This window comes from Streptomyces turgidiscabies Car8 (genome assembly GCF_000331005.1).
Classification (GTDB): domain Bacteria; phylum Actinomycetota; class Actinomycetes; order Streptomycetales; family Streptomycetaceae; genus Streptomyces; species Streptomyces turgidiscabies.
The window spans coordinates 1-26,842 of sequence record NZ_AEJB01000417.1 but is presented as its reverse complement, the minus strand read 5'-3'; the positions used below and the strand labels follow the sequence as shown (position 1 = coordinate 26,842).

Here is a 26,842-nt window from a genome sequence, read left to right as displayed (position 1 = left end):
ACGGCCGCGCCCCGACGGCCGCGCCCCGACGGCCGCGCCCTGCACCGACCACAACCCCACGCCTTCCCTGTCCCTCTCACGCACACACCCTCTTCCCCGCATCCCCGACCCCCACCACGCGGAGACCCCCACCATGCCCGAGACCACGTTCCCCCCGCTGCCGATGCACCGCACGGCCCTGCTCGATCCCCCCGCCGAATACGCCCTGTTGCGCGAGCAGAGCCGGCTCAGCCGTATCGCGCTCTGGGGCGGCAACACCCCCTGGCTGGTCACCCGGCACGAGGACGCTCGTGCCGTCCTGGCGGACGCCCGTTTCAGCTCGGACAACCGCCGGGAGGGTTTCCCCGGGCTGCAGCCGACTCCGCCGCCGCCCACCCCCGGCCAGCTCTTCGCCATGGACGCGCCCGACCACACCCGGCTGCGCCGGCTGCTGATCCCGGACTTCACCTTCCGGCGGGCAGAGGAACTGCGGCCGTCGATCCAGGAGTTGACCGACCGGCTCATCGACGACCTGGTGGCAAAGGGGCCGGACGTCGATCTGGTGGAGCACTTCACCCTGCCACTCCCGCTGCTCGTCATCTGCGAACTCCTCGGAGTGCCGTACGTGGACCGGGAGTTCATCCATCGCCAAGCCGCCGCCTTCGCCACCGTGACCGACGGACCCGAGGCGATGCGGGCGGGCTGGGGCGCACTGTTCGGCTACCTCATGGAACTGCTCGCGGCCAAGACCCTCGACCCCGGCGACGATCTGCTCAGCAGGCTCGCGTCCGAGCGGGTCGCCACCGGCGAGGCAACCCCCGCCGAGGCGGCCGGACTTGCCGTGATGCTGCTCATCGCGGGCCACGAGACGACGGCGAGCATGCTGTCGCTCGGTGCGGTGACCCTGTTGTCCCACCCCGCCCAACTCGCCGCCCTGCAGGCCGATCCAGAGCTGGTGCCGGGGGCGATCGAGGAACTCCTGCGCTATCTCACGGTCGTCCACATCGGGATCCGGCGCATCGCCACCCAGGACGTGGAGATCGGCGGTGTCACCGTACGGGCGGGTGAAGGTGTCGTCGTCTCGCTCCAGGCCGCCAACCGCGACCCCCGCGCCTACGCCGACCCGGACAACTTTGACATCACCCGGGACACCCAGCACCATCTGACGTTCGGCCACGGCCTGCACAACTGCCTCGGCCAGGCCCTGGCCCGCGCCGAACTCCAGATCGCCCTGCCCACCCTGTTCCGCCGTCTGCCGACGCTACGACTGACGGCCCCGGCAGAGGCGAACTCCCACCAGGGACGCGCGGTCCACGGCGTGAGCAGCCTCCCGGTCACCTGGTAGCCCGCCGCCCCCAACTTACCTGCCGCTCAAGGGCGTACGGTCTCCAGCCGTACCGCGCACGCCTTGAACTCCGGCATCCGTGAGGTCGGGTCGAGGGCCGGATTGGTCAGCGTGTTGGCCCGGCCCTCGCCCGGCCAGTGGAAAGGCATGAAGACGGTGTCGGGGCGGATCGAGGTGGTGATGCGCGCCGGCGCCACCGCCCGCCCGCGCCGGGACACGACGGCGATGGCATCCCCCTCGCCGGCGCCCAGCCGCGCGGCCAGCCGGGGGTGCAGCTCCACGAACGGCCCGGGCGCGGCGGCGTTCAGCTCGTCGACGCGCCGCGTCTGGGCCCCGGACTGGTACTGGGCCACGACCCGCCCGGTGGTCAGCAGCACCGGGTACTCGGCGTCCGGCTCCTCGGCGATGGGCCGGTACGTGACGGGCGCGAACCGGGCCCGCCCGTCCTCGGTGGCGAACCGGTCGAGGAAGAGACGAGGGGAGCCGGGATGCGGCGCCGTCCGCGGCGCCACGTCACCATGCCCTCCCTGCTGCGGGCCTTCACGCCCGCCCTCCTGCTCGTCCGGCGCAGGGCACGGCCAGAAGACGCCGTTCTCCTCGGCGAGCCGCCGGTAGGTGATCCCCGAGTAGTCGGCGATCCCGCCCGCGCTGGCCCGCCGCAACTCCTCGAAGACCTCCTCGGGGTCGACCGGGAACCCCTTCTCCACCCCGGCGCGGGCGGCGAGTTGGTGCAGGACGTACAGGTCGCTGCGGACACCGTCCGGGGGAGTGACGGCCTGCCGGCGCAGCAGCACCCGGCCCTCCAGATTGGTGGTCGTCCCCGTCTCCTCCGCCCACTGGGTGACGGGCAGGACGACATCGGCGAGCGCGGCCGTCTCGGACAGCACGACATCGGCGACGGCAAGGAAGTCCAGTGACTCCAGGCGCTGTTGGATGTGCGCGGCCCGAGGTGCGGACACCACCGGGTTGGACCCCATCAGCAGCAGGGAGCGGATGTCGGAGCCGAGCGCGTCGAGCAGCTCGTACGCGCTGAGCCCGGGCCCGGGCAGCGAGTCGGGGTCGACGCCCCACACGCCGGCCACATGGCGCCGCGCCTCCGGGTCGGTCAGCTTGCGATACCCGGGCAACTGGTCGGCCTTCTGGCCGTGTTCACGCCCACCCTGCCCGTTCCCCTGGCCCGTCAGACACCCGTATCCGGAGTACGGCCGCCCCGAACGCCCCGTCGCCAGGCACAGGTTGATCCACGCACTGACCGTGTCAGTCCCCTTGGACTGCTGCTCGGGCCCGCGCGCCGTGAGCACCATGGCGTCGGTCGGCGCGCAGAACATCCGTACAGCTTCCCGGAGTTGAGGCACGGGCACCCCGGTGATCCGCTCGACGTACTCCGGCCAGTGGGCCATCGCCGCCGCGCGCGTCTCCTCCCAGCCGCTGGTCCGCTCCTCGATGAACGCCTCGTCGGTGCGCCCCTGGGACACGACCAGGTGCAACAGGCCCAGGGCGAGGGCGAGATCGGTGCCGGGACGCGGCGCGAGATGCAGGTCGGCCTGTTCGGCGGTCCGGGTCCGACGTGGATCGATGACGATCAACGTCCCCCCGTTCTCCTTGAGTTCGGCGAAGTAGCGGAGGGCGGGCGGCATGGTCTCGGCGAGATTGGAGCCGACGAGGATGACACAGCCGGTCTTGGGAATGTCCTCCATCGGAAAGGGCAGCCCCCGGTCCATCCCGAACGCCTTGTTCCCGGCAGCGGCGGCGGAGGACATGCAGAAACGCCCGTTGTAGTCGATCTGGGAGGTCCCTAGAACGACCCGCGCGAACTTGCCGAGCGCGTAGGCCTTCTCGTTCGTCAGCCCACCCCCGCCGAAGACACCGCACGCGTCCGGGCCATGCTCCGTACGCGTGCGGGTCAGTCCTTCGGCGACCCGGTCCAGGGCCTCCTCCCACGAGGCGGGCACGAGCACCCCGTCCCGCCGGACGAGCGGCTCGGTCAGCCGCAGCGTCGGCGACAGCAGCGCGGGCGCGGTGCGCCCCTTGCCGCACAGGGCGCCACGGTTCACCGGGAAGTCCACACGCTCGGAGACCGTGACGCCCCCGCCCGCGACCGGCGTGAGGTTCATACCGCACTGCAGGGCGCAGTACGGGCAGTGCGTGGGCGTCACGGGGGTCTCCATACCGCCCAGCGTGCGGCGCCCGTGTTACACCCCGGAACGCACCCCGTTACACAGCAGGCACGGCAACCTCCCGGGAGACCGGGGGCGCCGGTGAGGTCTGCCGCTCAGCCCGCGTCCACCCGCAACGCCCGCTGGACCCCCACCTCCACCGGCCCCAGGAACCGTGGATCGGGCTTGAACACCGCGTCCAACGCCGCCTTGCTCGCCGCGAGGATCTCCCGAGCCCCGCCGTAGTACCAGGTCACGTCGTGTTTGGCGTCGACCCCGACGCCGTACGACTCCACCCCCGCCGCCTCGCACAACGCGACCGCACGGCGAATATGGAAGCCCTGACTGATCAGCACGGCCCGGTCGACCCCGAAGATCTTCTTCGCCCGGACGCAGGAGTCCCAGGTGTCGAACCCGGCGTAGTCGCTCACGATCCGCCCGTCCGGCACCCCGTGCCGCGTCAGATACACCCGCATCGCATCCGGCTCGTCGTAGTCCTTCCGGCTGTTGTCCCCGGTGACGAGGACCACCCTGACCCGCCCGGCCCGGTACAGCTTCGCCGCCGCGTCCAGCCGGTGCGCGAGGTACGGGGAGGGCTCCCCGCCCCACAACCCGGCACCGAAGACGACGGCGACATCGGTACGCGGCGCGTCCGACACATCGCGCAGCCGGTCACTCGTGGCGACGAACATCCACGTCGAGGGGAGCAACGCCAGCACGCACAGCGACATCACGACCCGCACGGCCCGCCGCTGTCCGGCCCGCGTACGAGGCACCCGAACCCGCGCCCGAACCCGGCCCCACGCACGCCGAGGTCCAGCCGTCGACAACCACGATCTGTGCGCCTCAGGACTGTTCAACGGACTGCCTATCGGACTGCTCATCGGACGGGTCCTCCCAGGTGGCCTTCGATCAGGAAGACGCCCCCGATGCCGCCCCGGTTCGCCGCCCCCCGGCGTGACCAGCTTCACTCACCCACAAGAAACCGCAGGTCAAAACACCTCACACACCCCTTGCCCCGCACCGTGAACCCCCGGAAAAGACCCGTCATCACTGCGCAACGGCGTGGCAACCTCGTACCGTCACGATCGGTACATGACGGCCTCGCCCCCTCCACACGACGAGTCCCAGCAGCCCCCGCAGAGCCCCCGGCCCCCCGGAGGCGCCCACCTCGACAGTTCGGCGCAGATCATGAACCGGATCACCAGTCGGCTCGGCAGCCGGCTCGGCCTCGTCGCGCTCGACGGCAGCCGTCGCCCCACCCCGCCCGCCCTCGTCCTCGTGGGCCACGGCAGCCGCGACCCGCGCGCCCTGAGCACCGTCGGCGCGCTCGCCGAACGCGTCCGCGCGCTGCGCCCCGACCTGCCGGTGCACCTGGGGCACATCGAGCTGAACGCGCCCCTGCTCCCGGACACGCTCGCGGGACTCGGCACCGCTGAGGCCGTTCTCGTACCGCTGCTGCTCAGCCGCGGCTACCACGTGAAGCAGGACATCCCGGAGATGGCCGCGGCGGCAGCGGCACGCACGCGCGTGGCACCCCCGCTCGGTCCGCACCCCCTGCTCGTCGAGACCCTGTACGCCCGTCTCGTCGAAGCCGGCTGGCGTACCCGGATGACCGACGAGGAGCGCCGGTCGAGCGCGGTCGTCCTCGCCGCCGCGGGTTCCCGCGACCCCGACTCGGACATCGACACCCACCGCACCGCGCAGCTCCTCGCCGCGCGCCTGGGCGTGCCCGTCGTACCCGCGTACGCCACCACCGCCGCGCCGACCGTCCCCGCAGCCGTACGCGCCCTGGCCGCCCGAGGCCGCCACCGGGTCGCCGTGGCCTCGTACTTCACCGCCCCGGGCCGCTTCGCCACGGAGTGCGCCGAGGCCGCCCCCTGGATCGCCGCGGCCCCCCTGGGCGCCCACCCGGCAATGGCCGACCTCATTCTCCACCGCTACGACCAGGCAATCGCGACCCAGGAATCGCCGGCAGCGAGAGAACTGGCGCCCGCCATCTAGGAGCGCGAGGAACGGCGCGACAAGCCACACGAGACCCGCATCCGCGAACGAATCAGCTCCCGGCAGACGCGCAGGCGCACCCACGCGCCCAAATTGTCAGTACCTGCCCTTACTGTCGAACCATGGAAGGCACAAGTACAGGCACAGGCACCAACAGCACCCGCACCCCCCAACCCCCCGAACACGACACCACCCCCACCGCCTACGCCCCGACGGCAGTCGCCCGCTGGGCGGCCGAGCCCGACAAACGCCCAGGCCGCACCGCCTTCCAACGCGACCGCGCCCGCGTACTGCACTCCTCCGCCCTACGACGGCTCGCCGGCAAGACCCAGGTCGTGACCCCCGGCACCCGCAGCCAGATCTGGGACGCCAGCCCCCGCACCCGCCTCACGCACTCCCTGGAATGCGCCCAGGTCGGCCGCGAACTGGGCGCCGCCCTCGGCTGCGATCCCGACCTCGTAGAGGCGGCCTGTCTCTCGCACGACCTCGGTCATCCGCCCTTCGGGCACAACGGCGAACAGGCGCTCAACGAGTTCGCGGCGGACTGCGGCGGCTTCGAGGGGAACGCCCAGTCCCTCAGACTCCTCACCCGGATCGAACCGAAGCGTTTCGTGAACCGCGAACGTCTCGAAGCCACGGGCGAATCCGGAACCACGGGCGAATCCGGAACCACGGGCGAATCCGGAACCACCACTGACCTGGTCAGCGTGGGTCTCAACCTCACCCGGGCCACCCTCGACGCCGCCACCAAGTACCCCTGGCCGCGCGGCGCGCACCCCACCGATCCGGCGTCCCCGAAGTTCGGTGTCTACGACGACGACCGGCCCGTCTTCGACTGGGTCCGCCAGGGCGCCCCCGGTACGCGTACGACCTTCGAGGCCCAGGTCATGGACTGGGCGGACGACGTGGCGTACTCGGTGCACGACGTCGAGGACGGCCTCCACGCCGGGCACATCGACCCCAACTGCCTGCACGCGGAGCCCGAGCGGCAGGAGATCTTCCGGGTCGCCACCGGTCGGTACGTGGCCGCCGACACCGACCCCGCCGAACTCGCCGAGGCCCTCGACCGCCTCCTCGACCAGGAGTGGTGGCCGCACGGCTACGACGGCACGGCCGTCGCCCAGGCCCGGCTGAAGGACGCCACCAGCCAGCTCATCGGCCGCTTCTGCCTGGCCGCGGAGGGCGCCACGCGCGCGGCGTACGGCGGCGGCAGACTCACGCGGTACGCGGCGGAACTGGTCGTCCCGCGCGCGGCGCGGCTGGAGTGCGCGGTCCTCAAGGCGGTCGCCGACCGGTACGTGATGCAGCGAGCCGAACAGGAACTGCTCCGCGCGGACCAGCGTGTCGTCGTCGCCGAACTCGCCGAGGCCCTCACCGCGCGCGCCCCGGAGGGGCTGGACCCCCAGTTCCGCGCGCTGTTCGACGAGGCGGCCGACGACCGGGCGCGCAAGCGGGTGATCGTCGACCAGATCGCGTCCCTCACCGACGCGTCGGCGCGTTCGCTGCACGCCCACCTGAAGGGCCGCATATGACTGATGCGGTCGGCACTTGGCAATACGTGGCCCCGCTTGGCCCGCATATGACACAAATGTGACCCTGCGTGGCCTGATCGGGCCACACCCTCTTCCCCCATCACACTCCGTGCGGGACGCTCGCCAGGGGGCATCCGTACACAAGGCACGAGCATCACGCGACACGGGCAACACGTGGCACCCGTTATTACGAGGAGGCATGAAGTGGTCGACGCGGATCAGACTTTCGTCATCGTCGGAGGCGGACTGGCCGGCGCCAAGGCGGCCGAGACGCTTCGGACGGAGGGCTTCACCGGCCGCGTGATACTGATCTGCGACGAACGCGACCACCCGTACGAGCGGCCCCCGCTCTCCAAGGGCTACCTCCTCGGCAAGGAGGAGCGCGACAGCGTCTTCGTCCACGAACCCGCCTGGTACGCGCGCAACGACATCGAACTCCACCTCGGCCAGACCGTCGACGCCATCGACCGTACGGCGAAGACGGTCCGGTTCGGCGACGACGGCACCCTCGTCCACTACGACAAACTGCTCATCGCCACCGGAGCCGAGCCGCGCCGCCTCGACATCCCCGGGACGGGCCTGGCCGGCGTCCACCACCTGCGCCGCCTCGCGCACGCCGAGCGACTCAAAGGTGTCCTGGCCGCCCTGGGCCGCGACAACGGCCACCTCGTGATCGCCGGCGCCGGCTGGATCGGCCTGGAGGTCGCGGCGGCGGCGCGGGAGTACGGCGCCGAGGTGACCGTCGTCGAGCCGTCCTCGACCCCGCTGCACTCGGTCCTCGGCCCCGAGCTGGGCAACGTCTTCGCCGAGCTGCACCGCGAGCACGGGGTCCGTTTCCACTTCGGCGCCCGCCTGACGGAGATCGTCGGCCAGGACGGCATGGTCCTCGCGGCCCGTACGGACGACGGCGAGGAGCACCCGGCCCACGTCGTCCTGGCGGCCATCGGGGCAGCGCCCCGCACGGCGCTGGCGGAGGCGGCCGGCCTGACCCTCGCCGACCGCGCGTACGGCGGCGGCATCGAGGTCGACGAACGCCTGCGCACCTCCGACCCCGACATCTACGCGGCCGGTGACGTGGCCGCCTTCCACCATGCCCTGTTCGAGACCAGGCTGCGGGTCGAGCACTGGGCCAACGCCCTCAACGGCGGCCCGGCGGCGGCCCGCTCGATGCTGGGCCACGACTCGACGTACGACCGCGTGCCCTATTTCTTCTCCGACCAGTACGACATGGGCATGGAGTACTCGGGCTGGGCGCCCCCGGGCTCGTACGACCAGGTGGTGATCCGGGGCGACGCGGCCAAGCGCGAGTTCATCGCCTTCTGGGTGAAGGAGGGCCGGGTCCTGGCCGGGATGAACGTGAACGTGTGGGACGTCACAGAGCCCGTCCAGCAGCTCATCCGATCCCGGGCCCAGCTGGACACGGAGGCCCTGGCGGACCCGCGCGTACCGCTGGACACCCTCGTCCCGTAGCCGTGGCCGGGCCCCGGACTGTCACAGCACTGTCGGTCCGCCACCGTAGAATCACTGCGTGGCCGGAAGGATCAACGACGAGGACGTGAAGGCGGTTCGGGACGCGGTCCCGATCGACGCCGTGGTGTCCGAGTACCTCCAGCTGCGCAACGCGGGCGGCGGCAACCTCAAGGGCCTGTGCCCCTTCCACGACGAGAAGTCACCGTCCTTCCAGGTCAGCCCGAGCAAGGGACTGTTCCACTGCTTCGGCTGCCAGGAAGGCGGCGACACCATCACGTTCGTGATGAAGGTCGACCACCTCTCCTTCTCCGAGTCGGTCGAGCGCCTGGCCGGCCAGGCCGGCATCACCCTGCGGTACGAGGAGGGTGGCTACAACCCCACCCACCAGCGCGGCGAGCGCATCCGCCTGGTCGAGGCCCACAAGATCGCCGCGCAGTGGTACGCGGAGCAGCTGGCCACCAGCTCCGAGGCGGACGCCGGCCGCAAGTTCCTGGCGGAACGGGGCTTCGACCAGTCGGCCGCCGAACACTTCTCCGTCGGTTACAGCCCCCAGGGCTGGGACCACCTCACCCGCTACCTCCGCGGCAAGGGCTTCTCGGACAAGGAACTCCTGCTGTCCGGCATCGCCCAGGAAGGCCGCCGAGGCCCCATCGACCGCTTCCGGGGCCGCCTGATGTGGCCGATCCGCGACATCGGCGGCGAGGTCGTCGGCTTCGGCGCGCGAAAGCTGTACGAGGCGGACACCGGCCCCAAGTACCTGAACACCCCGGACACGGCGATCTACCGGAAGTCCCAGGTCCTGTACGGCATCGACCTCGCCAAGAAGGACATCGCGAAGACGAGCCGCGCGGTCGTCGTCGAGGGCTACACGGACGTCATGGCCTGCCACCTCGCCGGCGTGACGACGGCGATCGCGACCTGCGGTACGGCCTTCGGCACCGACCACATCAAGATCCTCCGCCGGCTGCTGATGGACAACGGCTCGGCCCGCGTGATCTTCACCTTCGACGGCGACGCGGCCGGCCAGAAGGCGGCCCTGCGCGCCTTCGAGGACGACCAGAAGTTCGCCGCCGAGACCTACATCGCGATCGCGCCCGACGGTATGGACCCCTGCGACCTGCGCCTCGCCAAGGGCGACCAGGCCGTCGCCGAACTCGCCGAACCCCGCACCCCCCTCTTCGAGTTCGCCCTGCGCCAGATCGCCGTCCGCTACGACCTGGAGACCCCGGCGGGCCGCGCGGCGGCGCTGGACGAGGCGGCCCCGATCGTGGCCCGCATCAAGAACAGCGGCGCCCAGCACGAGGTGGCGGTCCAGCTCGCCGGCATGCTCGGCATCCTGGACACCCAGTTCGTCGTCAAGAGGGTTGCCCAGCTGGCCCGTTGGGCCCGGGACCGCGGCGGCAAGGGCCCGGCCCCCACCGGACAGCAGGGCCGTACCCAGCCGTACGAGCAGACCTCCGCGCGCTCCGGCGGCCCCTCCGGACCCGCACTGAACCTCCGCAACCCGGTCTACGCCACCGAGCGCGAACTCCTCAAACTGGCCCTCCAGCGCCCCGACCTGGTCTCCCCGGCCTTCGACGCCTACGGCATCGACGAGTTCACGGCAGCCCCCTACGCGGCCGTACGCCTGGCGATCATGGAAGCGGGCGGCGCGGAGTTCGGCGCCCAGGACCCGCAGGAGTACCTGGTCCGCGTCCGCGAGATCGCTCCGGACAACACGGTCCGGGCCATGGTGACGGAGCTGGCGGTCGAGGCGATCATGCGCAAAACGGTCGACGACGTGTACGCCAGCGACCAGTTGGTCATGGTCCGCCGCAGAGCGGTGGAACGCCGCATCCAGGAGGTCCAGGTCACCCACACCCGCCTGGCCACCCACGGCGACCCGGCCGAACTGGCCGCCGTGCAGAACGAGTTGTGGGTGCTCCAGCAGTACGACCAAGCACTGCGGGAACGGGGCGCGGCAGCGCTCTGAGCAGGCCTCACCGTCCGTCGAACGTCACCGCCCCTCCAGGGTCGGCGTCACCGTCCGAATCAACCGCTCCACGAACTCCCGCTCTTTCCCCGCGAGTTGCGGGTACTCCACGACGAAGTGATCCCACTCGACGTACCCCACCGCCTGCACCACGTCGGACAGCAGGATCCGCTCGCGGCCCGCGCCGGGCCACTCGCCCGAGAGCCGGAACACCTCGTCGAGCAGCTCGTGGGGGAGTGGATACCGCTCGGCCAGGAGTACGGCGTCGTACAGGTCCTTGCCCTGTGCGTACATGTCGTTGATCAGCCACATCAGCTTCCAGGCCAGCGACAGCGCGGGCGTCGCCGCCCGGACCGACGTGCCGCCCGGCAGCTCCACCGGCATCGGAGGCTCGGCGAGCAGCTCGTTGAAGACGAAGTCGAGCTGCACATGACCGCCGGGCAGCCCCGGCGCCGACCAGGGCAGCACCATACGGCGGCCGGGCACCCGGTCGTAGGTCCAGATGTCCTCGACCACCGCCTCGCGCGCGGAGAAGCCCACCTCGCCGTCACCCCGGGCCTCGGCCGCCGCCGCGATCCCGGCGAGCATCAGGCCCGCTCTTTCGTCACTGATCGAAAAGGAGTCCGGTACGACGACGAAGTCGAGATCCCCGGGCTCACGGGCGGCCTCGCCGAACCACGCCGCCATCAGCACGCTCCCGCGCAGCACCAGCGACTCTCCCCACTCGGACCCGGCGATCGCGTCGAGCACCAGCTCCAGCGCCCGGCGCCGCGCGACCCGCCAAGCCGCACCCCGGGCCGGATCGGCGAAGCCCGGGTCGGCCGCCCGGAAGGCGTTGGGGTGCTGCTTCAGCGCCGGTTCGAAGACCAGCCGCTGCACCACGTCCTTCCCCGGCACGGTACGCAGCGTCAGGGGCAGCCCCCGGTTCTCCCGCGTCCTGTCGTCCAGAGCGGCCTTGGGCGCGTCGACGCCCGCCTCCATCGATGTCCGCCACGTCCGTTTTCTGCTCATCCCCGCACCTCCGACGCCGCCACGACCGCGTCTCCGCTCTCCTCGATCCATCCGTCGTCGACGGACAGGTCGCTGTCGTACAGCACGAACTCCCGCTCCACACCGATCACTTCGAGCCCAGGCAGCACAGCTGCCGTAGATCCCCGTAGCTCCGCCAGCAGTCGCTCCAGTGCCCGTCCCGCCCCCGCCGCGTCCACGCCCCGGCATCGCTGGGTCACGAACCGCTCGGTCCGTCGGCCGCTCCGCGCCACCCGTCGGGCGTTCCACGACAGATGCGCCCCGTGCGGGACGACCCGCGCCGCCAGGGTCTCCAGATCCGCGTCCATGGTCAGCCGCAGTTTCACATGGTGCTCGAAGTACCGTTCGTCCAGGCAGGGTTCACTCGGTACCTCGGGAGCCCACGGCGACGACTCGATCTTGACGCGCACCGGTTCGAACCCGTCCGCCCGCAGCAGCGCCGCGACTTTCCGCGCTCGGGCCGATTCGTCGGCGAACGACGGGGAACCCGAAAGGGTGAGCATCGGTTGGGCCGGCATCCGGCCACGGGCGAGCACGATGTGCGTCAGCTTGAGACCCGCCGCACTCGCCCAGCGGCCCAGCCGTTCCGTCTCGGCGGAGGTTCCGCACCGGACGGTGATGTGCGTTTCGTACACGTGAGTTGAGCGAAGAGAACCGGACACGCGCCGATCGTGCCAGGTGGGACCCCGAACAAGCACTCGGATTTGCCGCGACGGTAACCACGTGGTCACGGACCGAGCGCAAAAAGTCGTCGCACGCCCCTCGTGGCGGTGATGTGTCTTACTCCACACTGGGTTCCGGTGCCTGAGTCCTCGGAGCGCGGCCGACCCGTCCCCAACGGGTCCGAGACCCCCGCGATTCCGCTCAACGCGTACGGGACGGACAGCGGCGAGGCCGCCCCCTCCGCCCCCCGAGTACCGCTGCCGTACGCCTCAGCAGCGATCATCCTGGAGGTCGCCCCGTGCAGACCCAGACCCTCACCCAGACCGACAGCAGTACCGCCGTAACGGAGTCCGGCGCCGCCGATACCGAGACCGAGCCCGAACCTGAGAACGTGGACGTCACCGACGTCAGCGAGGTCATCGGGGCCGTGCCTCCGCAGAGCCGCGCCGCGCACCACCCGGAGACGGTCGAGGCCGACAGCCCGCCCGAGCTGGACGAACCCCCGGCGGACGCGGTGGAGACGGCGGAACCGATCGATTCCGTCGATCCCGTCGAGCCCGATGAACCCGTCGAACTCCTCGATCCCGTCGAGCCGGCCGAACGGCTCCGCGCCCGCGCCCCCGCCCGGGGTCCCTCCCGCGCCGACACCAGCGGGCCCTCCTCCGACCTGTTCCGTCAGTATCTGCGCGAGATCGGCCGCATCCCGCTGCTCACCGCCGCCGAGGAGGTCGACCTCGCCCGCCGGGTCGAGGCCGGCCTGTTCGCCGAGGAGAAACTCCGGCTCGCCTCCGACCTGGACAGCCAACTGGCCCTGGACCTGGACCGGTTGGTCGTCCTGGGCCGGATGGCCAAGCGCCGTCTGATCGAGGCGAACCTGCGCCTGGTCGTCTCGGTGGCGAAACGGTACGTGGGCCGCGGCCTGACCATGCTGGACCTCGTCCAGGAGGGAAACCTGGGCCTGATCCGCGCCGTCGAGAAGTTCGACTACGCGCGCGGCTACAAGTTCTCGACGTACGCCACCTGGTGGATCCGCCAGGCCATGTCCCGCGCCCTCGCCGACCAGGCCCGGACGATCCGCGTCCCCGTACACGTGGTCGAACTGATCAACCGGGTCGTCCGCGTCCAGCGCCGGATGCTCCAGGAACGCGGCTACGAGCCCACCCCCGAGGAGGTCGCCGCCCACCTGGACCTCCTGCCCGAACGCGTCAGCGAAGTGCTGCGCCTGGCCCAGGAACCGGTGTCGCTGCACGCACCGGTGGGCGAGGAGGACGACGTGGCCCTCGGCGACCTCATCGAGGACGGCGACGCCGCCTCCCCGGTCGAGTCGGCGGCGTTCCTGCTGCTGCGGGAACACCTGGAGGCGGTCCTGTCGACGCTGGGGGAGCGGGAACGCAAGGTGGTCCAGCTGCGCTACGGCCTGGCGGACGGCCGCCCGCGCACCCTGGAGGAGATCGGACGCATCTTCGGCGTCACCAGGGAACGCATCCGCCAGATCGAGTCGAAGACCCTCAACAAACTCCGCGACCACGCCTTCGCGGACCAGCTGAGGGGCTACCTGGACTAACCAGCCCGTTGGGGGTCCCCCCTCTGGGGGAGTTTGAGGACGAGGCCCCTTCAGGGCCGAAGCGGGGGTCTGGGGGCGCAGCCCCCAGGTACGGGATGGGACGGGCAGGGGCGGCGGGGGCGAAGAAAGGCCACCCCTCCGCCCCCCACCTGTCACTCCACCTCAGCCACCGCCTCGGCGAACTGCGCCTTGTACAGCCGCGCATACGCCCCGTCCGCCTCCAACAGCTCCTCGTGTCCCCCCTGTTCCACGATCGCGCCGTTCTCCATCACCAGGATCGTGTCGGCGTCCCGGATCGTCGACAGCCGGTGCGCGATCACGAACGACGTCCGCCCGTGCGCCAGTTTGGCCATCGCCTTCTGGATGAGCACCTCCGTGCGCGTGTCCACGGAACTCGTCGCCTCGTCCAGCACCAGGATCACCGGATCGGAGAGGAACGCCCGCGCGATCGTGATGAGCTGCTTCTCACCCGCGCTGACCCCCGTCCCCTCGTCGTCGATCACGGTGTCGTACCCGTCCGGCAACGTACGGATGAAACGGTCGGCGTGAGCCGCCCGCGCCGCCTCCTCGATCTCCGCGCGCGTCACCTCGCGCTCCCGTGCGGCCCCGTACGCGATGTTCTCCGCGATGGTCCCCCCGAACAGCCAGGTGTCCTGGAGCACCATCCCGATCCCGGCCCGGAGTTCGTCCCGGGTCATCGACGCGATGTCGACCCCGTCGAGGGTGATCCGGCCTCCGGAGACCTCGTAGAACCGCATGAGCAGATTCACCAGGGTCGTCTTGCCGGCCCCGGTGGGACCGACGATCGCGACCGTGTGCCCGGGCTCCACCGACAGCGACAGATCCTCGATCAGCGGCTTCTCGGGCTCGTACCGGAACGACACATGCTCCAGCGAGACCAGTCCGCGCAGTTCCTCCGGCCGTACTCCCTGCACCGGATCGGCCTGCTGCTCCTCCGCGTCCAGCAGTTCGAAGATCCGCTCGGCCGATGCGACCCCGGACTGCACCAGGTTCGCCATCGACGCGACCTGCGTCAGCGGCATCGAGAACTGCCGCGAGTACTGGATGAAGGCCTGGACGTCACCGATCGACAGCGCGCCCGAAGCGACCCGCAGCCCGCCCACCACGGCCACCAGCACGTAGTTGATGTTCGACACGAACATCATCAGCGGCTGCATGATCCCGCTGTTGAACTGGGCCTTGAACCCGGCCTCGTACAGCGCGTCGTTCTGCTCGGCGAACTGCTCTGCCGACTCGTCCTGCCGCCCGAACACCTTCACCAGGGTGTGCCCGGTGTACATCTCCTCGATGTGGGCGTTCAGCTTGCCGGTGGTCCGCCACTGCTGCACGAAGTGCGGCTGCGACCGCTTGCCGACGCGCGTGGCGATGTAGAACGACAGCGGCACGGTCACCAGCGCGACCAGCGCCAGCAGCCAGGACACCCAGAACATCATCGCGAGCACGCCGATGATCGTGAGGAGGGAGTTGATGAGCTGCCCCATCGACTGCTGGAGCGTCTGCCCGATGTTGTCGATGTCGTTCGTCGCGCGGGACAGCACCTCACCGCGCTGCCGCTTGTCGAAGTACGACAGTGGCAGCCGCGACAGCTTCGCCTGCAGGTCCTCGCGCATCCGGTACACGGTCCGGTTGACCGCCCGGTTCACCAGCCGCGTGGCGACCAGCATCAGCAGCCCCGCGAACACGAACACCACCAGGGCGAGCCCCAGCACCTCGCCCACCGCGCCGAAGTCGATTCCCTTGCCCGGTGTGAAGTCCGTACCGGAGAGCATGTCGGCCATGCCGTTCCTGCCCTGCTTGCGCATGGCGGCGAGCACCTCGGCCTTCGAAGCGCCGCTCTCGAACTGCCGTCCGATAATGCCGGAGAAGACCAGGTCGGTCGCCCGCCCCAGGATCTTCGGGCCCACCACCGACAGGCCCACGCTCACGAACACCGCGCACAACATCACGTACATCGTGGCCCGTTCGGGCCTGAACTGGGCGAGGAGCCGTTTGCCGGACCCCTTGAAGTCGAGCGAGTGCTGGTCGGGGCCGGCTCCCGCCATCATGCGCCCCATCGGCCCGGCCATCAGGCAGCCTCCGCTTCCGTGAGCTGGGAGAGCACGATCTCCCGATAGGTCTCGTTGTCCGCCATCAGCTCGTGATGGCGGCCGGTGCCGACGACCCGGCCCTCGTCGAGGACGATGATCCGGTCGGCCTCCCTGATCGTGGACACCCGCTGGGCGACGATCACGACGGTCGCCTCGGCGGTCTCGCGCGCGAGCGCCGTCCGCAGGGCCGCGTCCGTGGCGTAGTCGAGCGCGGAGAAGGAGTCGTCGAAGAGGTAGATCTCGGGCCGCTGGACCAGCGTCCGCGCGATCGCGAGCCGCTGCCGCTGACCGCCCGACACATTCGTCCCGCCCTGCGCGATCGGCGCGTCGAGCCCGCCTTCCAGTTGCTCGACGAACCCCTTGCCCTGCGCCACCTCCAACGCCCGCCACAGCTCCTCGTCGGTGGCGTCCGGATTGCCGTAGCGCAGATTGCTCGCCACGGTCCCCGCGAACAGATACGGCTTCTGCGGCACCAGCCCCACCGTCCTGGCCAGCAGCCTCGGCTCCACCTCCGCCACGTCCACGCCGTCGACGAGCACCTCTCCGTCCGTCGCGTCGAACAGGCGCGGTACGAGCCCCAGCAGCGTCGACTTCCCACTGCCCGTGGACCCGATCACCGCGGTCACCTCACCGGGGCGCGCCACCAGGTCGACGGCCTTCAGCACCGGCTCCTCGGCACCCGGGTAGTGGAACCCGGCCCCGCGGATCTCCAGATGCCCGTGCCGCCGCAGCTCCACCACGGGGGCGGTCGGCGGGACGACGCTCGACGACGTCCCGAGGACCTCCTCGATGCGCTCGGCGCACACCTCCGCGCGCGGCACCATCATGAACATGAAGGTGGCCATCATCACGGACATGACGATCTGCATCAGATAGGCGAGGAACGCGGTCAGCGCGCCGATCTCCATCCCGCCGCTGTCGATGCGATGCGCGCCGAACCACACCACGGCGATCGACGAGATGTTGACGACGGTCATGACGATCGGGAACATCAGTGCGAGCAGCCGTCCGGTGCCCAGCGACACCTCGGTCAGCTCGTGGTTGGCCCTCCCGAACCGCTCCTTCTCGTACTCGTCCCGCACGAAGGCACGGATCACCCGGTTGCCGGTGATCTGCTCGCGCAGCACCCGGTTGACCGTGTCGAGCCGCACCTGCATCGTCCGGAACAGCGGCCGCAGCCGCCGCACGATCAGCGTCACGCAGATCCCCAGCACCGGCACGACGGCGATGAGCACGCCCGACAGCGGAACGTCCAGCCCCAGCGCGAGCACGATGCCCCCCACGCACATGATCGGCGCCGACACCATCAGCGTGAACGTCATCAGGGCGAGCATCTGCACCTGCTGGACGTCATTGGTCGTACGCGTGATCAGCGAGGGCGCGCCGAACTGCCCGACCTCGCGCGCCGAGAACGACTGCACGCGGTCGAAGACGGCGGCGCGTACGTCCCGGCCGAGCGCCGACGCCGTACGGGCGCCGTAGTACACGGCGCCGATGTTGCAGACGACCTGCACCAGCGAGACACCGATCATCACGGCGCCGGAGAGCAGGATGTAGCCGGTGTCGCCCTTCACCACGCCCTTGTCGATGATGTCCGCGTTGAGCGTGGGCAGGTACAGGGTGGCGCAGGTCTGCAGGAGCTGCAGCAGCACGAGCAGCCCGATGGGTTTCTTGTAAGGCCTCAGGTAAGTGCGCAGAAGTCGTATGAGCACGCTGAATCTCTCGGAGTCGGCGGTTGTCCGTGACGGACGGTGGCGTGACGGACGGTGGGGAGTGCCCCACGCACCCATCGTCCGACACTCCACCCGTGTTACTTCAACCGATTAATCCAAGAGCGGATTAAGAACCCGCCGAGCGGGGGAAGCTCCTCGCCCCCAGCTGCCCCCTCAGCTACGAAATGCCCCAGGATGCGTCTGCTCCCGCACGGACACGTACTGCTGCCGCACCGCCTGCCCCACCGCCAGCTCCTCGCCGGGCTCCAGCACCTGAGCGGCGGCCCCCTGCCAGGCCGGCGGGGTCCGCGGGTCGAGCGTGCCCTGCGACACCCCGAGCGCCCAGGCGGCCTGCCGCGCGGCGCCGATCGCCGCGTAGTCCGCGGGCTGCGGTACGACGACCTGCGCCCCGAACAGCGGCGGCGCCGCGGCCTGTACGGCGGGCAGCTCGGCGGCGGACCCGAGCAGGAAGACCCGCTGCACGTCGACCCCGCGCCCCCGCAGCACGTCCAGCGCGTCGGCGAGCCCGCACAGCATCCCCTCGAAGGCGGCCCGCGCGAGATGCTCGGCCTTCATGGACTCCCGCCGCAGCCCGGCGAGCGTCCCGGCGGTGTGCGGCAGATTGGGCGTCCGCTCACCCTCCAGATAGGGCAGCATGACCAGCCCGTGCGCTCCCGGGGTCGACTTCATCGCGAGATCGGACAGAGTCTCCAGATCCCCGAGCCCCAGCAGCTCGGCGGTCCCACGCAGCGTCCGTACGGCGTTCAGTGTCGTGACGACGGGCAGGTGCAGCCCGGTCGCGTCGGCCAGCGAGGTGATCATCCCGGTCGAGTCGAAGAGCGCCTCGGGATGTACGGCCATCACGGACCCGGAGGCCCCGAGCGACACCACGACGTCCCCGAGCCCCAGCCCGAGCCCGAAGGCGGCCGCCATGGTCTCCCCGGTGCCGGCGGAGATGAGCAGCCCCTCGGGCGTCGTACCGGCGGCGTCGGACGGGCCGAGCACCTCGGGCAGCATCGCCTGCCGCCCGAGCGCGAGTTCGACGAGATCACCCCGGTAGGCGCCCATGGCGGCCGACCAGTACCCGGTCCCGGAAGCGCCACCCCGGTCGGTGGTCCTTCGCACCGGCCGCCCGAGCAACTGCCACACCAGCCAGTCGTGCGCCTGCATCAGTACGGCGGTCCGCTGCGCCGCGTCCGGCTCGTTGCGCGCCAGCCAGCGCAGCTTGGTCACCGGCTGCCCGGCCTGCGGCACACACCCGACGGCCTGCGCCCATGCCTCACGGCCGCCGAGCGCGTCGATCAGATCGGCCGCCGCGACCTGCGCCCGCTTGTCACCGCCGACCATCGCCGGTCTCACGGTGTTGCCCTGCGCGTCGACCGGCACGAGCGCGTTCTGCTGCGCGGACACCCCGATGGCCTGCACACCTTCGAGCAGCCCGCCGCCGGCCGCCTCTCCGAGGGAGAGCAGCCAGGCCTGCGGATCGACATCGGAGGGCCGCCCGCCGCCCCCGCCCTCGGGGCCTTCCACCGGATGTGGCGCATAGCCCTGCCGCAGCACGGACCCCGTGTCCGCGTCGCAGACGACGATACGAGTGAAATCGGGCGAACTGTCCAACCCGGCGACTATCCCCATGGCGAAAATTCTGCCGTACGCGGAGAGGTGAACGCGCCGGGTCGGACTTCCGTTGCGGAAGACCCGCGCGTTGTCCGTGACCAGGGGCGTGCGGGTGCCGCAGATGTGTCCATGCCGACACCCGGTCGCTCAGGTGTTACTGGTGCCCCAGTCGTCCTCGCCACCTCCCGAGCCGTTGCGCTCCCGCAGGGAACGCACCCGGCCGGCCACGGAGTCCGGGACCCGGTCGCCGACCTTCTCGCTCACGGTGTGGAACGCCTTGCCGGCGAACTCCCGACCCTGCAGCGCGGCGGACTCGGCGGTGTTGCGGACGGCCGGGTTCTGCGCGATCCGCCGGCCGGACTTCATCAACTGTTCGTAGCGCTCGCGCCCGGCCCGTGTGCCCAGCACGTAACCCAGGGCCAGACCGGCGACGAACGTGAGTCGGTAACGCATGACGGCCACCTTTCCTTGACGTGTGTCGTGTGTCGAGTGAGGAGTGACGGGTGGTGAGTGAGACGACGGATGAACGATGGACGGGCGGACGGCTGACGGACGAGGGGCGCCGGGTGCGAGGCACGCGGAACCGATTGGCGGAGCACCCCCCTGCTTGCGCTAATGTATGTGTCGCAGCGACCGCACGCCCCCTGGCGAATACCCAGGGAGGTACGTTCGATGCAACGAGGCAATCCCCTGTAGCTCAATTGGCAGAGCAGCCGACTGTTAATCGGCAGGTTACTGGTTCGAGTCCAGTCGGGGGAGCTTCGATCTTCCGTAGCTCAATTGGCAGAGCAGCCGGCTGTTAACCGGCAGGTTACTGGTTCGAGTCCAGTCGGGAGAGCGCTTGAACGAGGACCCCGTCGGGGTCCTTTTTCATGCCCGGGGGAACCGCGCGAACCGCGCCGATGTCCTCATGGTCATGCGAAGTCGACCATCCGAAGCAGGAGATCGTATGAGCGGCTATGCTGCGGCAGACGGCGCGCACAAATGTGCGCGACGCGCCGTAATGGGGCGGTAGCTCAGCCGGTTAGAGCAGCGGACTCATAATCCGTCGGCCGTGGGTTCGAGTCCCACCCGCCCCACTCCGCGCTACGCGAGGAGAAACCTTCTGACCAGCATGATTGTCGGTCGGGGCGAGCGCGTGAGGGTCCTGGCGACCCCGTGGTGATCATGATTTCATGATCGTCTGGACAAATGCTGGACGCAGGTCACGCGGCGCGTGAACGAGCCCTCTTCTGCCTGTTGTTGCGGCGGAGAGGGGCGGGGCGCGGGGGGGTGTCCCACCCCGCGATGCTCGGCGTCTCCGTTCGTGCGAGCGTGAAGCGGAGGAGGGCGAACTCCTGGCGCTGATCTCCCTGGTACTGGTCGTTGAAGTTCTCGACCCGGACTAGCTCCAGATCGTTCGTCGTGCAGTGATCACGCATCCACTTCACGGCGGCATTGGCGGCGTCGTCCTGGCCCCGGCCGGCGAGGGTGACCTGGCCGAGGAGATCGGAGTCGGGCCGGGTCTGGGCGCCTACGGACCAGTCCTCACCTGCCTGGCGCGCGCCGTGGGCGAAGAAGACGGCGAGGTCGCCCTGCCAGGTCGTCTCGGGGATCTCCAGCGGCGTGTGGACCTTGTAGGGGACTTCGCGGGGGACGACGGATATGACCGACTCGGCCTCGGCCCGCATCATCTCGGGCAGGACGCTGGTGTAGGTGTCGGAGGTGATCTGGCGTGAGGAGTGCCCCAGCTTCTCCTGGACCACCTTGATGTCGTTCCCGGCGAGCAGGGAGAGCGTGGCCGCCAGGTGGCGTAGGTCGTGGAGGCGGACCGGCGGCAGGCCGGACAGTTCTACGAGACGGGTGAAGCGTCTGGAGATCCAGTCAGGGTGCAGCGCCTCACCGTTCTCGTGCGTCCATACGCGACCGGTCTCGACGTAGGCAGCGCCCCACTCCTGGCGCTTCTGCTCCTGTTTCGTGCGGAAGCTCACCAGGTTGTCGGCGGACTCCAAGCTCAGTGACACGGTACGAACACTCTCCGCCTTCGGCGCCTCGCCGTACAGTTGGTAGGCGACTTCCACGATCTGCTGGGAGATCCGGAGCCAAAGGGCGTCGATGCTGACCTCCGTCCACGGCACCGCGGCCATCTCACCGCGGCGGGGGCCGAGGAAGATGAACGAGTGCCACAGCTCGTAGAGCCAGTCGTCCTTGACGAAGTCGAGGAACTCCCCCGTCAGTTTGGGTGTCCAGACCATGACTGGGCCGGGCTTCTCTCTGGTGCGCTTCCAGTGCTCGACACGCTCTGGCGTCCAGACGATTGGCTTCGGCCGTGTGACCGATGGAAGCTCGACGAGCTGCGACCAGTTCTTGGCGAATGCCTGCTCGCGCTTGATCCCCCAGGTGAGCGCCGAGCTGAGGGTGTCGTTGATGCGGTGCATGGTTGCGGGGGAGGTGACCTTTCGCAGGCCCCTGCGGCCCTCGCGTAGAGCCTTGTTGGCGTCCAGGAAGGCCTGTCGGTACGGGCGGCGTTCTTCCCTCTTGGCGTAGCCAGCGGTCTTCACCCAGGCCCGGTGGGCCTCATCCCGAGCCTCCTGGAACTCCGTTACGCGGAGCCGGTGGAGGATGCGCTCCGCGTTCTCCCTCTCGATCGCGTCGTACATGAGGTCGAGGTGGCGGACCTTGAGGTCGCGTCGCTTGATGTGTCCCAGGTGTGGGACGAGGTAGTTGTCGAGGTGCTCCTGATAGCCGTGGCGAGTGGTGCGTGCGAGGGACTTCTTCGCCTTGATCCAGCGGAGGAAGAAGTCCCCGCACGTCTCGTCGGACAGCACGTCGGTGCCGGCGGCGGCGGCGTCGTACAGTTCCTTCGCCTTCCGCTGGGCGTCCGTCTTCCTGGCGAACCCGCCGCGCCGGACGCGCTGACGCTCGCCGCCTTCGCCGGGCTCCAGCTCGAAATACAGGTGCCAGGTGCCGTGGTCCTTCTCTTCGAGTTTCGGGCAGCTCGCGCCGATCTTGCGCATCTTCGGCTTGCCGTTGGCATGCTTCTGCGGTCTGCCGTCCTCGCCTATGACGGGCTCCTGGCAGGCGCAACGCCGCGTGTAGCTGGGGTCGAACACGAATATCCCCTTCATGGCCTTCGCTTGTGGAACTTCTGTGTCGGTCTATGTCGACCGAATCCCTATCTTGCCCCAACACTTCAGTGTTGGAGTATCCTTACGGCACGTTGGCGTGGGGGAGAACGCGACAACGGGAATGACAACGAAGGACGCATCTGTAGCTACGGACGCCGGGGTCAGTGCGATGACCCTGGAGGAACTACTCGCGCTGCCACCGACCGTGAACGTCGTGACGGCTGCGCGGGCGCTGGGGATCGGCACGCACAAGGCATACAACTTGATCAAGGAAGGATCTTTCCCCGTGCAGACGCTCCCCCTGGGCGGCACGGTGAGAGTCCCCACTGCTGCACTCTGGCAAGTGCTTGGGGTGACGCCACTGGTGCAGTGATCGTGTAGCCCTGAGTCTGTCGGTCTCGCTGGGTCATGGCTCGCACATGGGCCGTGGCCTAGGATCAGGCGGCTACGGGCGCACGAGACGAGAACGGACCACCGCATGCCACGGCTCTACGGTTTCGATGACGCCTCACGTCGTCGGCTACGTGACGACGAAGTGGACCCGCTCCGCCAGATGGTGAGCCGGGCGCTGAGTAATCAGTCCAACCAGGACGTTGCCGTGTGGGCGAACGGTGAGGGCTACCGGGGAACGCTCGGCGGCGAATGGAAGGACGCGTCGGTTGGACGGCTGTTCCGTAATCCGGCTATCGCAGGTCTGCGGTACGAGGACGACGGCGAACTGGTCGACGCGGGGCACCCCGGAGCCATCACGCGCGAAGAGTTCGAGGGCCTGCTGGAGAGGGAGAAGGCTCGCAGCACGAAGAACCCGAAGCCGGCGCACGACTACCTCCTGATCGGCGGGGCCTGCACCTGTGGCCAGTGCGCACACGCCCTTGAGGGCGCCCGTACCAACGTGGGCACGCCCGGATATCGCTGTCGCCCGAAGGACAAGAGCGGGCGCGGGGGCTGCGGCGAGGTCCGGATTGATGCCGAGCTGTTGGAGGACAACGTCGGAGAGAACGTCGTGGCGGAACTCCTCAAGCCCGGCATCCGAGCCCAGATCAGCAAAGCCCAGGACGCGGTGCGCAGCCAAGTTGAGAACCTGAAGCGGGACATCAGAGACCTGGAGAGCCGTCAGGCTGAGCTCGGGAGGCTCTACGGCAACCGGGAGATCAGCACTGAGGCATTGGTAGCCGGCGAACGGGAGATCACGGCCAACCTCAAGGACATCCGTTCGCGCCTTCGGTACGCGGAGCAGATGGCGAACTTCTCGCTCGGTCAGGCCAAGAACCTGGTGAGGTGGTGGAACACCGCACCTACCGCGTCCAAGAGGGGCATCGCGATGCTCCTCTTGGAGAAGGTTGAGGTGTTCCCTGCGAGTGCCCGGGGTGTCCGGACGATTGAGCCGGGACGAGTCGTCCTCCACTGGCGGAAGCTGTCCAGCTTGTCACGCAGTTGAGGTCGCCACCCGCGATGCGAGCCGTCTGCCCATCATCGCCATGGTCAGCCCCGTGATCAGCGAGATCACAGCGAGCCCGGCCAGGAGTGGTGAGGCGATCTCCTCGTACCGGAGCGGCCACGGGTGGCCGAGGTAATGGGTCACCAGATATGACCCCTTGCTGGCTGCGTAGGCGACTCCGAGGATCGCGGAGACCGACGACAGGGCGAGCCCCCGAGCGGACCAGACGTGTCCTGCACGCCGGGCGACGAGAGCCATTCCGGTGCACAGGAACGCGATCTCGCCGCACGTGATCGCCACGTAGCCCAGGTAGACCAGGAGGTACACGGTGACTCCTGGCACGATGGCGAACTCGGTCGTGAACTCCACACTCTCGGCGGTGGTGTTGACGAACAGTGGCAGCATCGCGGTGAGGACGCATACGGCCAAGGCGATACGTGCGTACAGGCTGGCCTTCAGTACCTCATGGTTGTACGACCAGTCCACGAGCATCAGCTGAAGACTGCCGCACCACACGACTGCGCAGATGTGCGCCCCGAGCTTCGCGGCATTGTTCATACCGGTCGCAGACTCGACTGCGTCCTCTATCGCCGGGACGGCGAGGGTGACGCCTACCGTGCAGATGCCGATAGCCACGGCTCTGGTGAATCGGGCTACGCCGTAGTCGCTTCGGTCACGCTGACGCCAGGCTTCCCGGGCGGAGAGTACGGTGCCCACCAGGCCGATCAGGGCGCACAGGCCGAAGACTAAGCCGTCCATTTGGTTCAAGTTCCTTCCAGGTCGGAGACGGCGCGCTCGGCTGCTTCGGTGAAGCTGAGTCGCCTTCGTCTGCCTGGCCGCGGTGGTTCCGGGGCAGGCGGAAGAGGTTCGGGCACCTCTGGGACGGTGAGATCACTGTGGCCGTGTCGAAGACGGATCTCACGTGCGGCCTCCAGAAGTTCGGCAGCTCCGGCTTCGCCCAGGTCATGGATAAGCCGAAGTGCCTCGCGCGCGTCTTGGTACTCCTCGTAGACCGATAGGGACGTCAGTCCGTTGTAACCGGGGAGTAGGTAAGCTACCGGAGAGCCCAATGCCCTTGCGAGTCCGGCCAGTTGGGCGCTCGTCGGGTTCGTCTTGACGCCGTTCAGGAGTTCGTTCACGACCTGGTGGGTCATCGCCGGCTTGCCGCCGGGGGTCTCGGCTGTGGCGGCGGCGATGGCGCGAGTGCTGGGGGTCTTCCCGTCCGCTCCGCGTTTCCTGCTGAGCAGCACGGCTAGCTTGCTGGAGAGAGGGATGTCCGGGCCGAGCGGCATGGTGCTGACTACTCCTTGTGATGCGGGCAGGCCCGACCTGGCGGTGGACGGTGGATGCGTGCGCACTCAGTATCGCTGTGGGCGACACTGGCGGGTGAGACAGCGCATTGTCTAGGTTGGTTGACAATAGGTGACGCTCGAAGCAAGATCTATAACGTCAGGCGCAGTAAGCGCGCGCTCGGCATGTGGGGCTGCCGCCCCTCCATCGCCGCCTGGGGTGCTCGATCGAGGCAGGCATCCAGATGGGCCTCGTAGTGTGCCTCTAACTCGCCTGTGTAGGGATCTAAATGAACTGCGGCTCGTTGCGGGGGCGGAACGCTGTAACGCGGGGAGGGTGCGGGTGGGGATCGAGCTGGATCGAGTGGTGGCCTTACTGGAGGAGTCGGGCGGCGCTGAGAACGTCATCCTGAATGCCGAGGCGGCGATCGATGCGCTGGGGGCTCTGGCGATCGTCGACCCGAAACGGGTGGGCTGTGGCGTGGAGTGTACGAGCAGTGTCATCGCGAGTTGATCTACGCGAGTAGTCTGGCGCGGGCCTCGATGGGGCCCGCGCCCGCGCTCCTGACCTGCAAAAACTTTTCGAAAATTGTGGACCCTCCTCTCGAATGCATATAGAATAGAACCAGAAGGAAGGGGGAAAGAAGAAGCCCCCACTGACCTCTTGGAGATCGAAATGTCGCGCAAGTACGCCACCCTGAAGATGGGCCAGATCCACCGCAACCCGAACCAGCCCCGCAAGGCCTTCGATGAGGACGCGCTGAAGGAGCTGGCCGAGTCGATCAAGGAGCACGGCCTCCTCCAGCCGATCGTGGTCCGGAAGGTGGAGAAGGGCTACGAGCTCGTGGCCGGCGAGCGCCGCTTCCGCGCCAACGAACTCGCGGACAACATCACCATCGAGGCGAAGATCCTTCTGCCCGAGGGCGGCTCCGAGATCAGCGACATGGACTCCTTCGAGAAGGCCATGGCCGAGAACCTGAACCGCGAGGACATGCTCCCGCTGGAGGAGGCGCGCGGCTTCAAGAAGGTCCTCGACGACAAGTATGACGGCGATCCCGGCCAGGTTCCCGCCGTCGCGAAGACCTTCTCCAAGTCGGTTCAGTTCGTCAACCAGCGCCTGGCTCTGCTCGCCCTGCGCCCCGAGATCCAGGCGGCCGTCGACCTCGGGCACATCGGCACCCAGGCGGCCGTCCAGATCGCCGCACTCTCGAAGGACAACCAGAAGGCGGTCTTCCAGGACTGGAAGAAGGGCGACAAGAGCGACAACCAGCTCGTCCACATCGCCTACGCCATGCGCAAGCAGGAGAAGGCGGCTACGCAGGACTCCATGGTCGACGTCGACGAGGTGACGCCCGAGGAGAAGGCCGAGCGGAGCCGCGCGCAGGCCAAGACCAAGAGCGACCTCGACGCGATCGAGGGGATGTGGGCGCTGCTGGACAGCATCGGAAAGGCGGACCCCATGGAGCTGGCCCGCGCCCTGGCGGGGGAGGTCGGCAAGCGGCTTGAGCAGATGGACCGCGTCGCGGACGTCGTACAGAAGGCCCGGTTCCAGCTCCGCCAGGCGAAGGCTCACGCCGACGCCAGCGAGATCATGGTCAACCCCGCTGCTGCCGCACCCGACCTGGTGGCCGAGGCTGACGCCGCACTCGCCCAGTTGGACCCGGCTGGGGGCGACGCCGCCCCGGAGACGCAGGCCGAGCCCGCCCCGGAGACCGAGGCCGCCCCGGCCGCCGTCGCCGACGCGGAGGCCGAGGTCACCTCCGACGCCGACGTGGAGACCGAGAGCCCGGCGGGGTCGGAGGAGGGCCGCACCGACTCCGAGGCGGCGGCCGAGCCGGTCACCGTCGCAGCCTGACC

21 protein-coding genes and 3 tRNA genes are annotated in these 26,842 nt (G+C 69.3%); 13 read left to right on the top strand and 11 right to left on the bottom strand.

Annotation, left to right across the window (positions count from 1 at the left end):
* Window positions 1-133: 133 nt before the first annotated feature.
* On the top strand, window positions 134-1,324 hold the full coding sequence (locus tag STRTUCAR8_RS30410) for a cytochrome P450 (protein ID WP_006379953.1): 1,191 nt from the start codon (window positions 134-136) through the stop codon (window positions 1,322-1,324).
* 26 nt (window positions 1,325-1,350) lie between these two features.
* On the opposite strand, the gene STRTUCAR8_RS30405 is transcribed toward STRTUCAR8_RS30410, so the two are convergent.
* Complete coding sequence (locus STRTUCAR8_RS30405) at window positions 1,351-3,492, bottom strand: molybdopterin oxidoreductase family protein (protein WP_006379969.1); 2,142 nt, start codon at window positions 3,490-3,492, stop codon at window positions 1,351-1,353.
* A 104-nt stretch (window positions 3,493-3,596) separates the two neighbouring features.
* A complete protein-coding gene (locus tag STRTUCAR8_RS30400) occupies window positions 3,597-4,211 on the bottom strand; it encodes a SanA/YdcF family protein (RefSeq protein ID WP_234372475.1) in 615 nt (204 codons plus the stop codon).
* Between the two features lie 364 nt (window positions 4,212-4,575).
* On the opposite strand from STRTUCAR8_RS30400, the gene STRTUCAR8_RS30395 reads away from it, so the two are divergent.
* From STRTUCAR8_RS30395 to dnaG, 4 genes are all read left to right on the top strand, one after another.
* The gene (locus STRTUCAR8_RS30395) at window positions 4,576-5,484 is read left to right on the top strand and encodes a sirohydrochlorin chelatase (RefSeq protein WP_078507374.1); all 909 of its coding nucleotides are present in this window, start codon (window positions 4,576-4,578) and stop codon (window positions 5,482-5,484) included.
* Between the two features lie 122 nt (window positions 5,485-5,606).
* Complete coding sequence (locus STRTUCAR8_RS30390; RefSeq protein WP_006379966.1) at window positions 5,607-7,016, top strand: deoxyguanosinetriphosphate triphosphohydrolase; 1,410 nt, start codon at window positions 5,607-5,609, stop codon at window positions 7,014-7,016.
* A gap of 204 nt (window positions 7,017-7,220) precedes the next feature.
* Window positions 7,221-8,486 (top strand): NAD(P)/FAD-dependent oxidoreductase, encoded by a 1,266-nt coding sequence (locus tag STRTUCAR8_RS30385; protein WP_006379960.1) that lies wholly within the window; start codon window positions 7,221-7,223, stop codon window positions 8,484-8,486.
* Between the two features lie 58 nt (window positions 8,487-8,544).
* A complete protein-coding gene (dnaG, locus tag STRTUCAR8_RS30380; protein WP_006379955.1) occupies window positions 8,545-10,458 on the top strand; it encodes a DNA primase in 1,914 nt (637 codons plus the stop codon).
* Window positions 10,459-10,482: 24 nt separating this feature from the next.
* On the opposite strand, the gene STRTUCAR8_RS30375 is transcribed toward dnaG, so the two are convergent.
* Window positions 10,483-11,469 (bottom strand): nucleotidyl transferase AbiEii/AbiGii toxin family protein, encoded by a 987-nt coding sequence (locus tag STRTUCAR8_RS30375; protein WP_044473168.1) that lies wholly within the window; start codon window positions 11,467-11,469, stop codon window positions 10,483-10,485.
* The gene (locus STRTUCAR8_RS30370) at window positions 11,466-12,149 is read right to left on the bottom strand and encodes a hypothetical protein (protein WP_044473167.1); all 684 of its coding nucleotides are present in this window, start codon (window positions 12,147-12,149) and stop codon (window positions 11,466-11,468) included. The genes STRTUCAR8_RS30375 and STRTUCAR8_RS30370 overlap by 4 nt, the downstream gene beginning before the upstream one ends.
* A gap of 299 nt (window positions 12,150-12,448) precedes the next feature.
* Between STRTUCAR8_RS30370 and STRTUCAR8_RS30365 the strand changes: the two genes are divergently transcribed.
* Window positions 12,449-13,714 carry an RNA polymerase sigma factor gene (locus STRTUCAR8_RS30365; RefSeq protein ID WP_006379956.1) on the top strand — a complete coding sequence of 422 codons (1,266 nt, stop codon included), beginning with the start codon at window positions 12,449-12,451 and terminating at the stop codon, window positions 13,712-13,714.
* Between the two features lie 152 nt (window positions 13,715-13,866).
* On the opposite strand, the gene STRTUCAR8_RS30360 is transcribed toward STRTUCAR8_RS30365, so the two are convergent.
* From STRTUCAR8_RS30360 to STRTUCAR8_RS30345, 4 genes are all read right to left on the bottom strand, one after another.
* Window positions 13,867-15,801, bottom strand: coding sequence for an ABC transporter ATP-binding protein (locus STRTUCAR8_RS30360; protein ID WP_006379958.1), 1,935 nt, complete (start codon window positions 15,799-15,801; stop codon window positions 13,867-13,869).
* Window positions 15,801-17,534, bottom strand: a complete 1,734-nt coding sequence (locus tag STRTUCAR8_RS30355) for an ABC transporter ATP-binding protein (RefSeq protein WP_006379965.1) — start codon at window positions 17,532-17,534, stop codon at window positions 15,801-15,803. Before STRTUCAR8_RS30355 ends, STRTUCAR8_RS30360 begins: the two co-directional genes overlap by 1 nt.
* Before the next feature lie 174 nt (window positions 17,535-17,708).
* Window positions 17,709-19,169, bottom strand: a complete 1,461-nt coding sequence (locus STRTUCAR8_RS30350) for an FGGY family carbohydrate kinase (RefSeq protein WP_006379951.1) — start codon at window positions 19,167-19,169, stop codon at window positions 17,709-17,711.
* A gap of 129 nt (window positions 19,170-19,298) precedes the next feature.
* Window positions 19,299-19,604 carry a hypothetical protein gene (locus tag STRTUCAR8_RS30345; protein WP_006379961.1) on the bottom strand — a complete coding sequence of 102 codons (306 nt, stop codon included), beginning with the start codon at window positions 19,602-19,604 and terminating at the stop codon, window positions 19,299-19,301.
* Window positions 19,605-19,837: 233 nt separating this feature from the next.
* Here STRTUCAR8_RS30345 and STRTUCAR8_RS30340 point away from each other — a divergent pair.
* The 3 genes from STRTUCAR8_RS30340 to STRTUCAR8_RS30330 all read left to right on the top strand — a co-directional run bounded on the left by STRTUCAR8_RS30340 (window position 19,838) and on the right by STRTUCAR8_RS30330 (window position 20,230).
* A tRNA-Asn gene (locus STRTUCAR8_RS30340) sits at window positions 19,838-19,910 on the top strand.
* Between the two features lie 6 nt (window positions 19,911-19,916).
* Window positions 19,917-19,989: transfer RNA gene (locus STRTUCAR8_RS30335), tRNA-Asn, on the top strand.
* 167 nt (window positions 19,990-20,156) lie between these two features.
* Window positions 20,157-20,230 (top strand) — tRNA-Ile (locus STRTUCAR8_RS30330).
* A 126-nt stretch (window positions 20,231-20,356) separates the two neighbouring features.
* On the opposite strand, the gene STRTUCAR8_RS30325 is transcribed toward STRTUCAR8_RS30330, so the two are convergent.
* Window positions 20,357-22,243, bottom strand: a complete 1,887-nt coding sequence (locus STRTUCAR8_RS30325) for a tyrosine-type recombinase/integrase (protein WP_006379967.1) — start codon at window positions 22,241-22,243, stop codon at window positions 20,357-20,359.
* A gap of 184 nt (window positions 22,244-22,427) precedes the next feature.
* On the opposite strand from STRTUCAR8_RS30325, the gene STRTUCAR8_RS30320 reads away from it, so the two are divergent.
* Window positions 22,428-22,631: a hypothetical protein gene (locus STRTUCAR8_RS30320; RefSeq protein WP_006379963.1), complete on the top strand. Its 204-nt coding sequence runs from the start codon at window positions 22,428-22,430 to the stop codon at window positions 22,629-22,631.
* Window positions 22,632-22,736: 105 nt separating this feature from the next.
* A complete protein-coding gene (locus STRTUCAR8_RS30315) occupies window positions 22,737-23,696 on the top strand; it encodes a recombinase family protein (protein WP_006379954.1) in 960 nt (319 codons plus the stop codon).
* Here the strand turns inward: STRTUCAR8_RS30315 and STRTUCAR8_RS30310 are convergent.
* Both STRTUCAR8_RS30310 and STRTUCAR8_RS52910 read right to left on the bottom strand, forming a co-directional pair.
* Window positions 23,685-24,455 carry a hypothetical protein gene (locus STRTUCAR8_RS30310; RefSeq protein ID WP_006379970.1) on the bottom strand — a complete coding sequence of 257 codons (771 nt, stop codon included), beginning with the start codon at window positions 24,453-24,455 and terminating at the stop codon, window positions 23,685-23,687. The genes STRTUCAR8_RS30315 and STRTUCAR8_RS30310 overlap by 12 nt on opposite strands.
* Window positions 24,456-24,460: 5 nt before the next feature.
* Window positions 24,461-24,988 carry a hypothetical protein gene (locus STRTUCAR8_RS52910; RefSeq protein ID WP_006379957.1) on the bottom strand — a complete coding sequence of 176 codons (528 nt, stop codon included), beginning with the start codon at window positions 24,986-24,988 and terminating at the stop codon, window positions 24,461-24,463.
* A 340-nt stretch (window positions 24,989-25,328) separates the two neighbouring features.
* On the opposite strand from STRTUCAR8_RS52910, the gene STRTUCAR8_RS52905 reads away from it, so the two are divergent.
* A complete protein-coding gene (locus STRTUCAR8_RS52905; RefSeq protein WP_006379952.1) occupies window positions 25,329-25,499 on the top strand; it encodes a hypothetical protein in 171 nt (56 codons plus the stop codon).
* 162 nt (window positions 25,500-25,661) lie between these two features.
* Window positions 25,662-26,840 (top strand): ParB/RepB/Spo0J family partition protein, encoded by a 1,179-nt coding sequence (locus STRTUCAR8_RS48510; RefSeq protein ID WP_143666452.1) that lies wholly within the window; start codon window positions 25,662-25,664, stop codon window positions 26,838-26,840.
* Window positions 26,841-26,842 lie beyond the last annotated feature (2 nt).

Coding starts and splice junctions, on each gene's coding strand:
- STRTUCAR8_RS30375 (WP_044473168.1), bottom strand. CDS start 11,469: ATGAGCAGAAAACGGACGTGGCGGACATCGATGGAGGCGGGCGTCGAC.
- STRTUCAR8_RS30390 (WP_006379966.1), top strand. CDS start 5,607: ATGGAAGGCACAAGTACAGGCACAGGCACCAACAGCACCCGCACCCCC.
- STRTUCAR8_RS30345 (WP_006379961.1), bottom strand. CDS start 19,604: ATGCGTTACCGACTCACGTTCGTCGCCGGTCTGGCCCTGGGTTACGTG.
- STRTUCAR8_RS30310 (WP_006379970.1), bottom strand. CDS start 24,455: ATGGACGGCTTAGTCTTCGGCCTGTGCGCCCTGATCGGCCTGGTGGGC.
- STRTUCAR8_RS30360 (WP_006379958.1), bottom strand. CDS start 15,801: ATGGCCGGGCCGATGGGGCGCATGATGGCGGGAGCCGGCCCCGACCAG.
- STRTUCAR8_RS30400 (WP_234372475.1), bottom strand. CDS start 4,211: ATGTCGCTGTGCGTGCTGGCGTTGCTCCCCTCGACGTGGATGTTCGTC.
- STRTUCAR8_RS30350 (WP_006379951.1), bottom strand. CDS start 19,169: ATGGGGATAGTCGCCGGGTTGGACAGTTCGCCCGATTTCACTCGTATC.
- STRTUCAR8_RS30315 (WP_006379954.1), top strand. CDS start 22,737: ATGCCACGGCTCTACGGTTTCGATGACGCCTCACGTCGTCGGCTACGT.
- STRTUCAR8_RS30405 (WP_006379969.1), bottom strand. CDS start 3,492: ATGGAGACCCCCGTGACGCCCACGCACTGCCCGTACTGCGCCCTGCAG.
- STRTUCAR8_RS30320 (WP_006379963.1), top strand. CDS start 22,428: ATGACCCTGGAGGAACTACTCGCGCTGCCACCGACCGTGAACGTCGTG.
- STRTUCAR8_RS30410 (WP_006379953.1), top strand. CDS start 134: ATGCCCGAGACCACGTTCCCCCCGCTGCCGATGCACCGCACGGCCCTG.
- STRTUCAR8_RS52910 (WP_006379957.1), bottom strand. CDS start 24,988: ATGCCGCTCGGCCCGGACATCCCTCTCTCCAGCAAGCTAGCCGTGCTG.
- STRTUCAR8_RS48510 (WP_143666452.1), top strand. CDS start 25,662: ATGTCGCGCAAGTACGCCACCCTGAAGATGGGCCAGATCCACCGCAAC.
- STRTUCAR8_RS30395 (WP_078507374.1), top strand. CDS start 4,576: ATGACGGCCTCGCCCCCTCCACACGACGAGTCCCAGCAGCCCCCGCAG.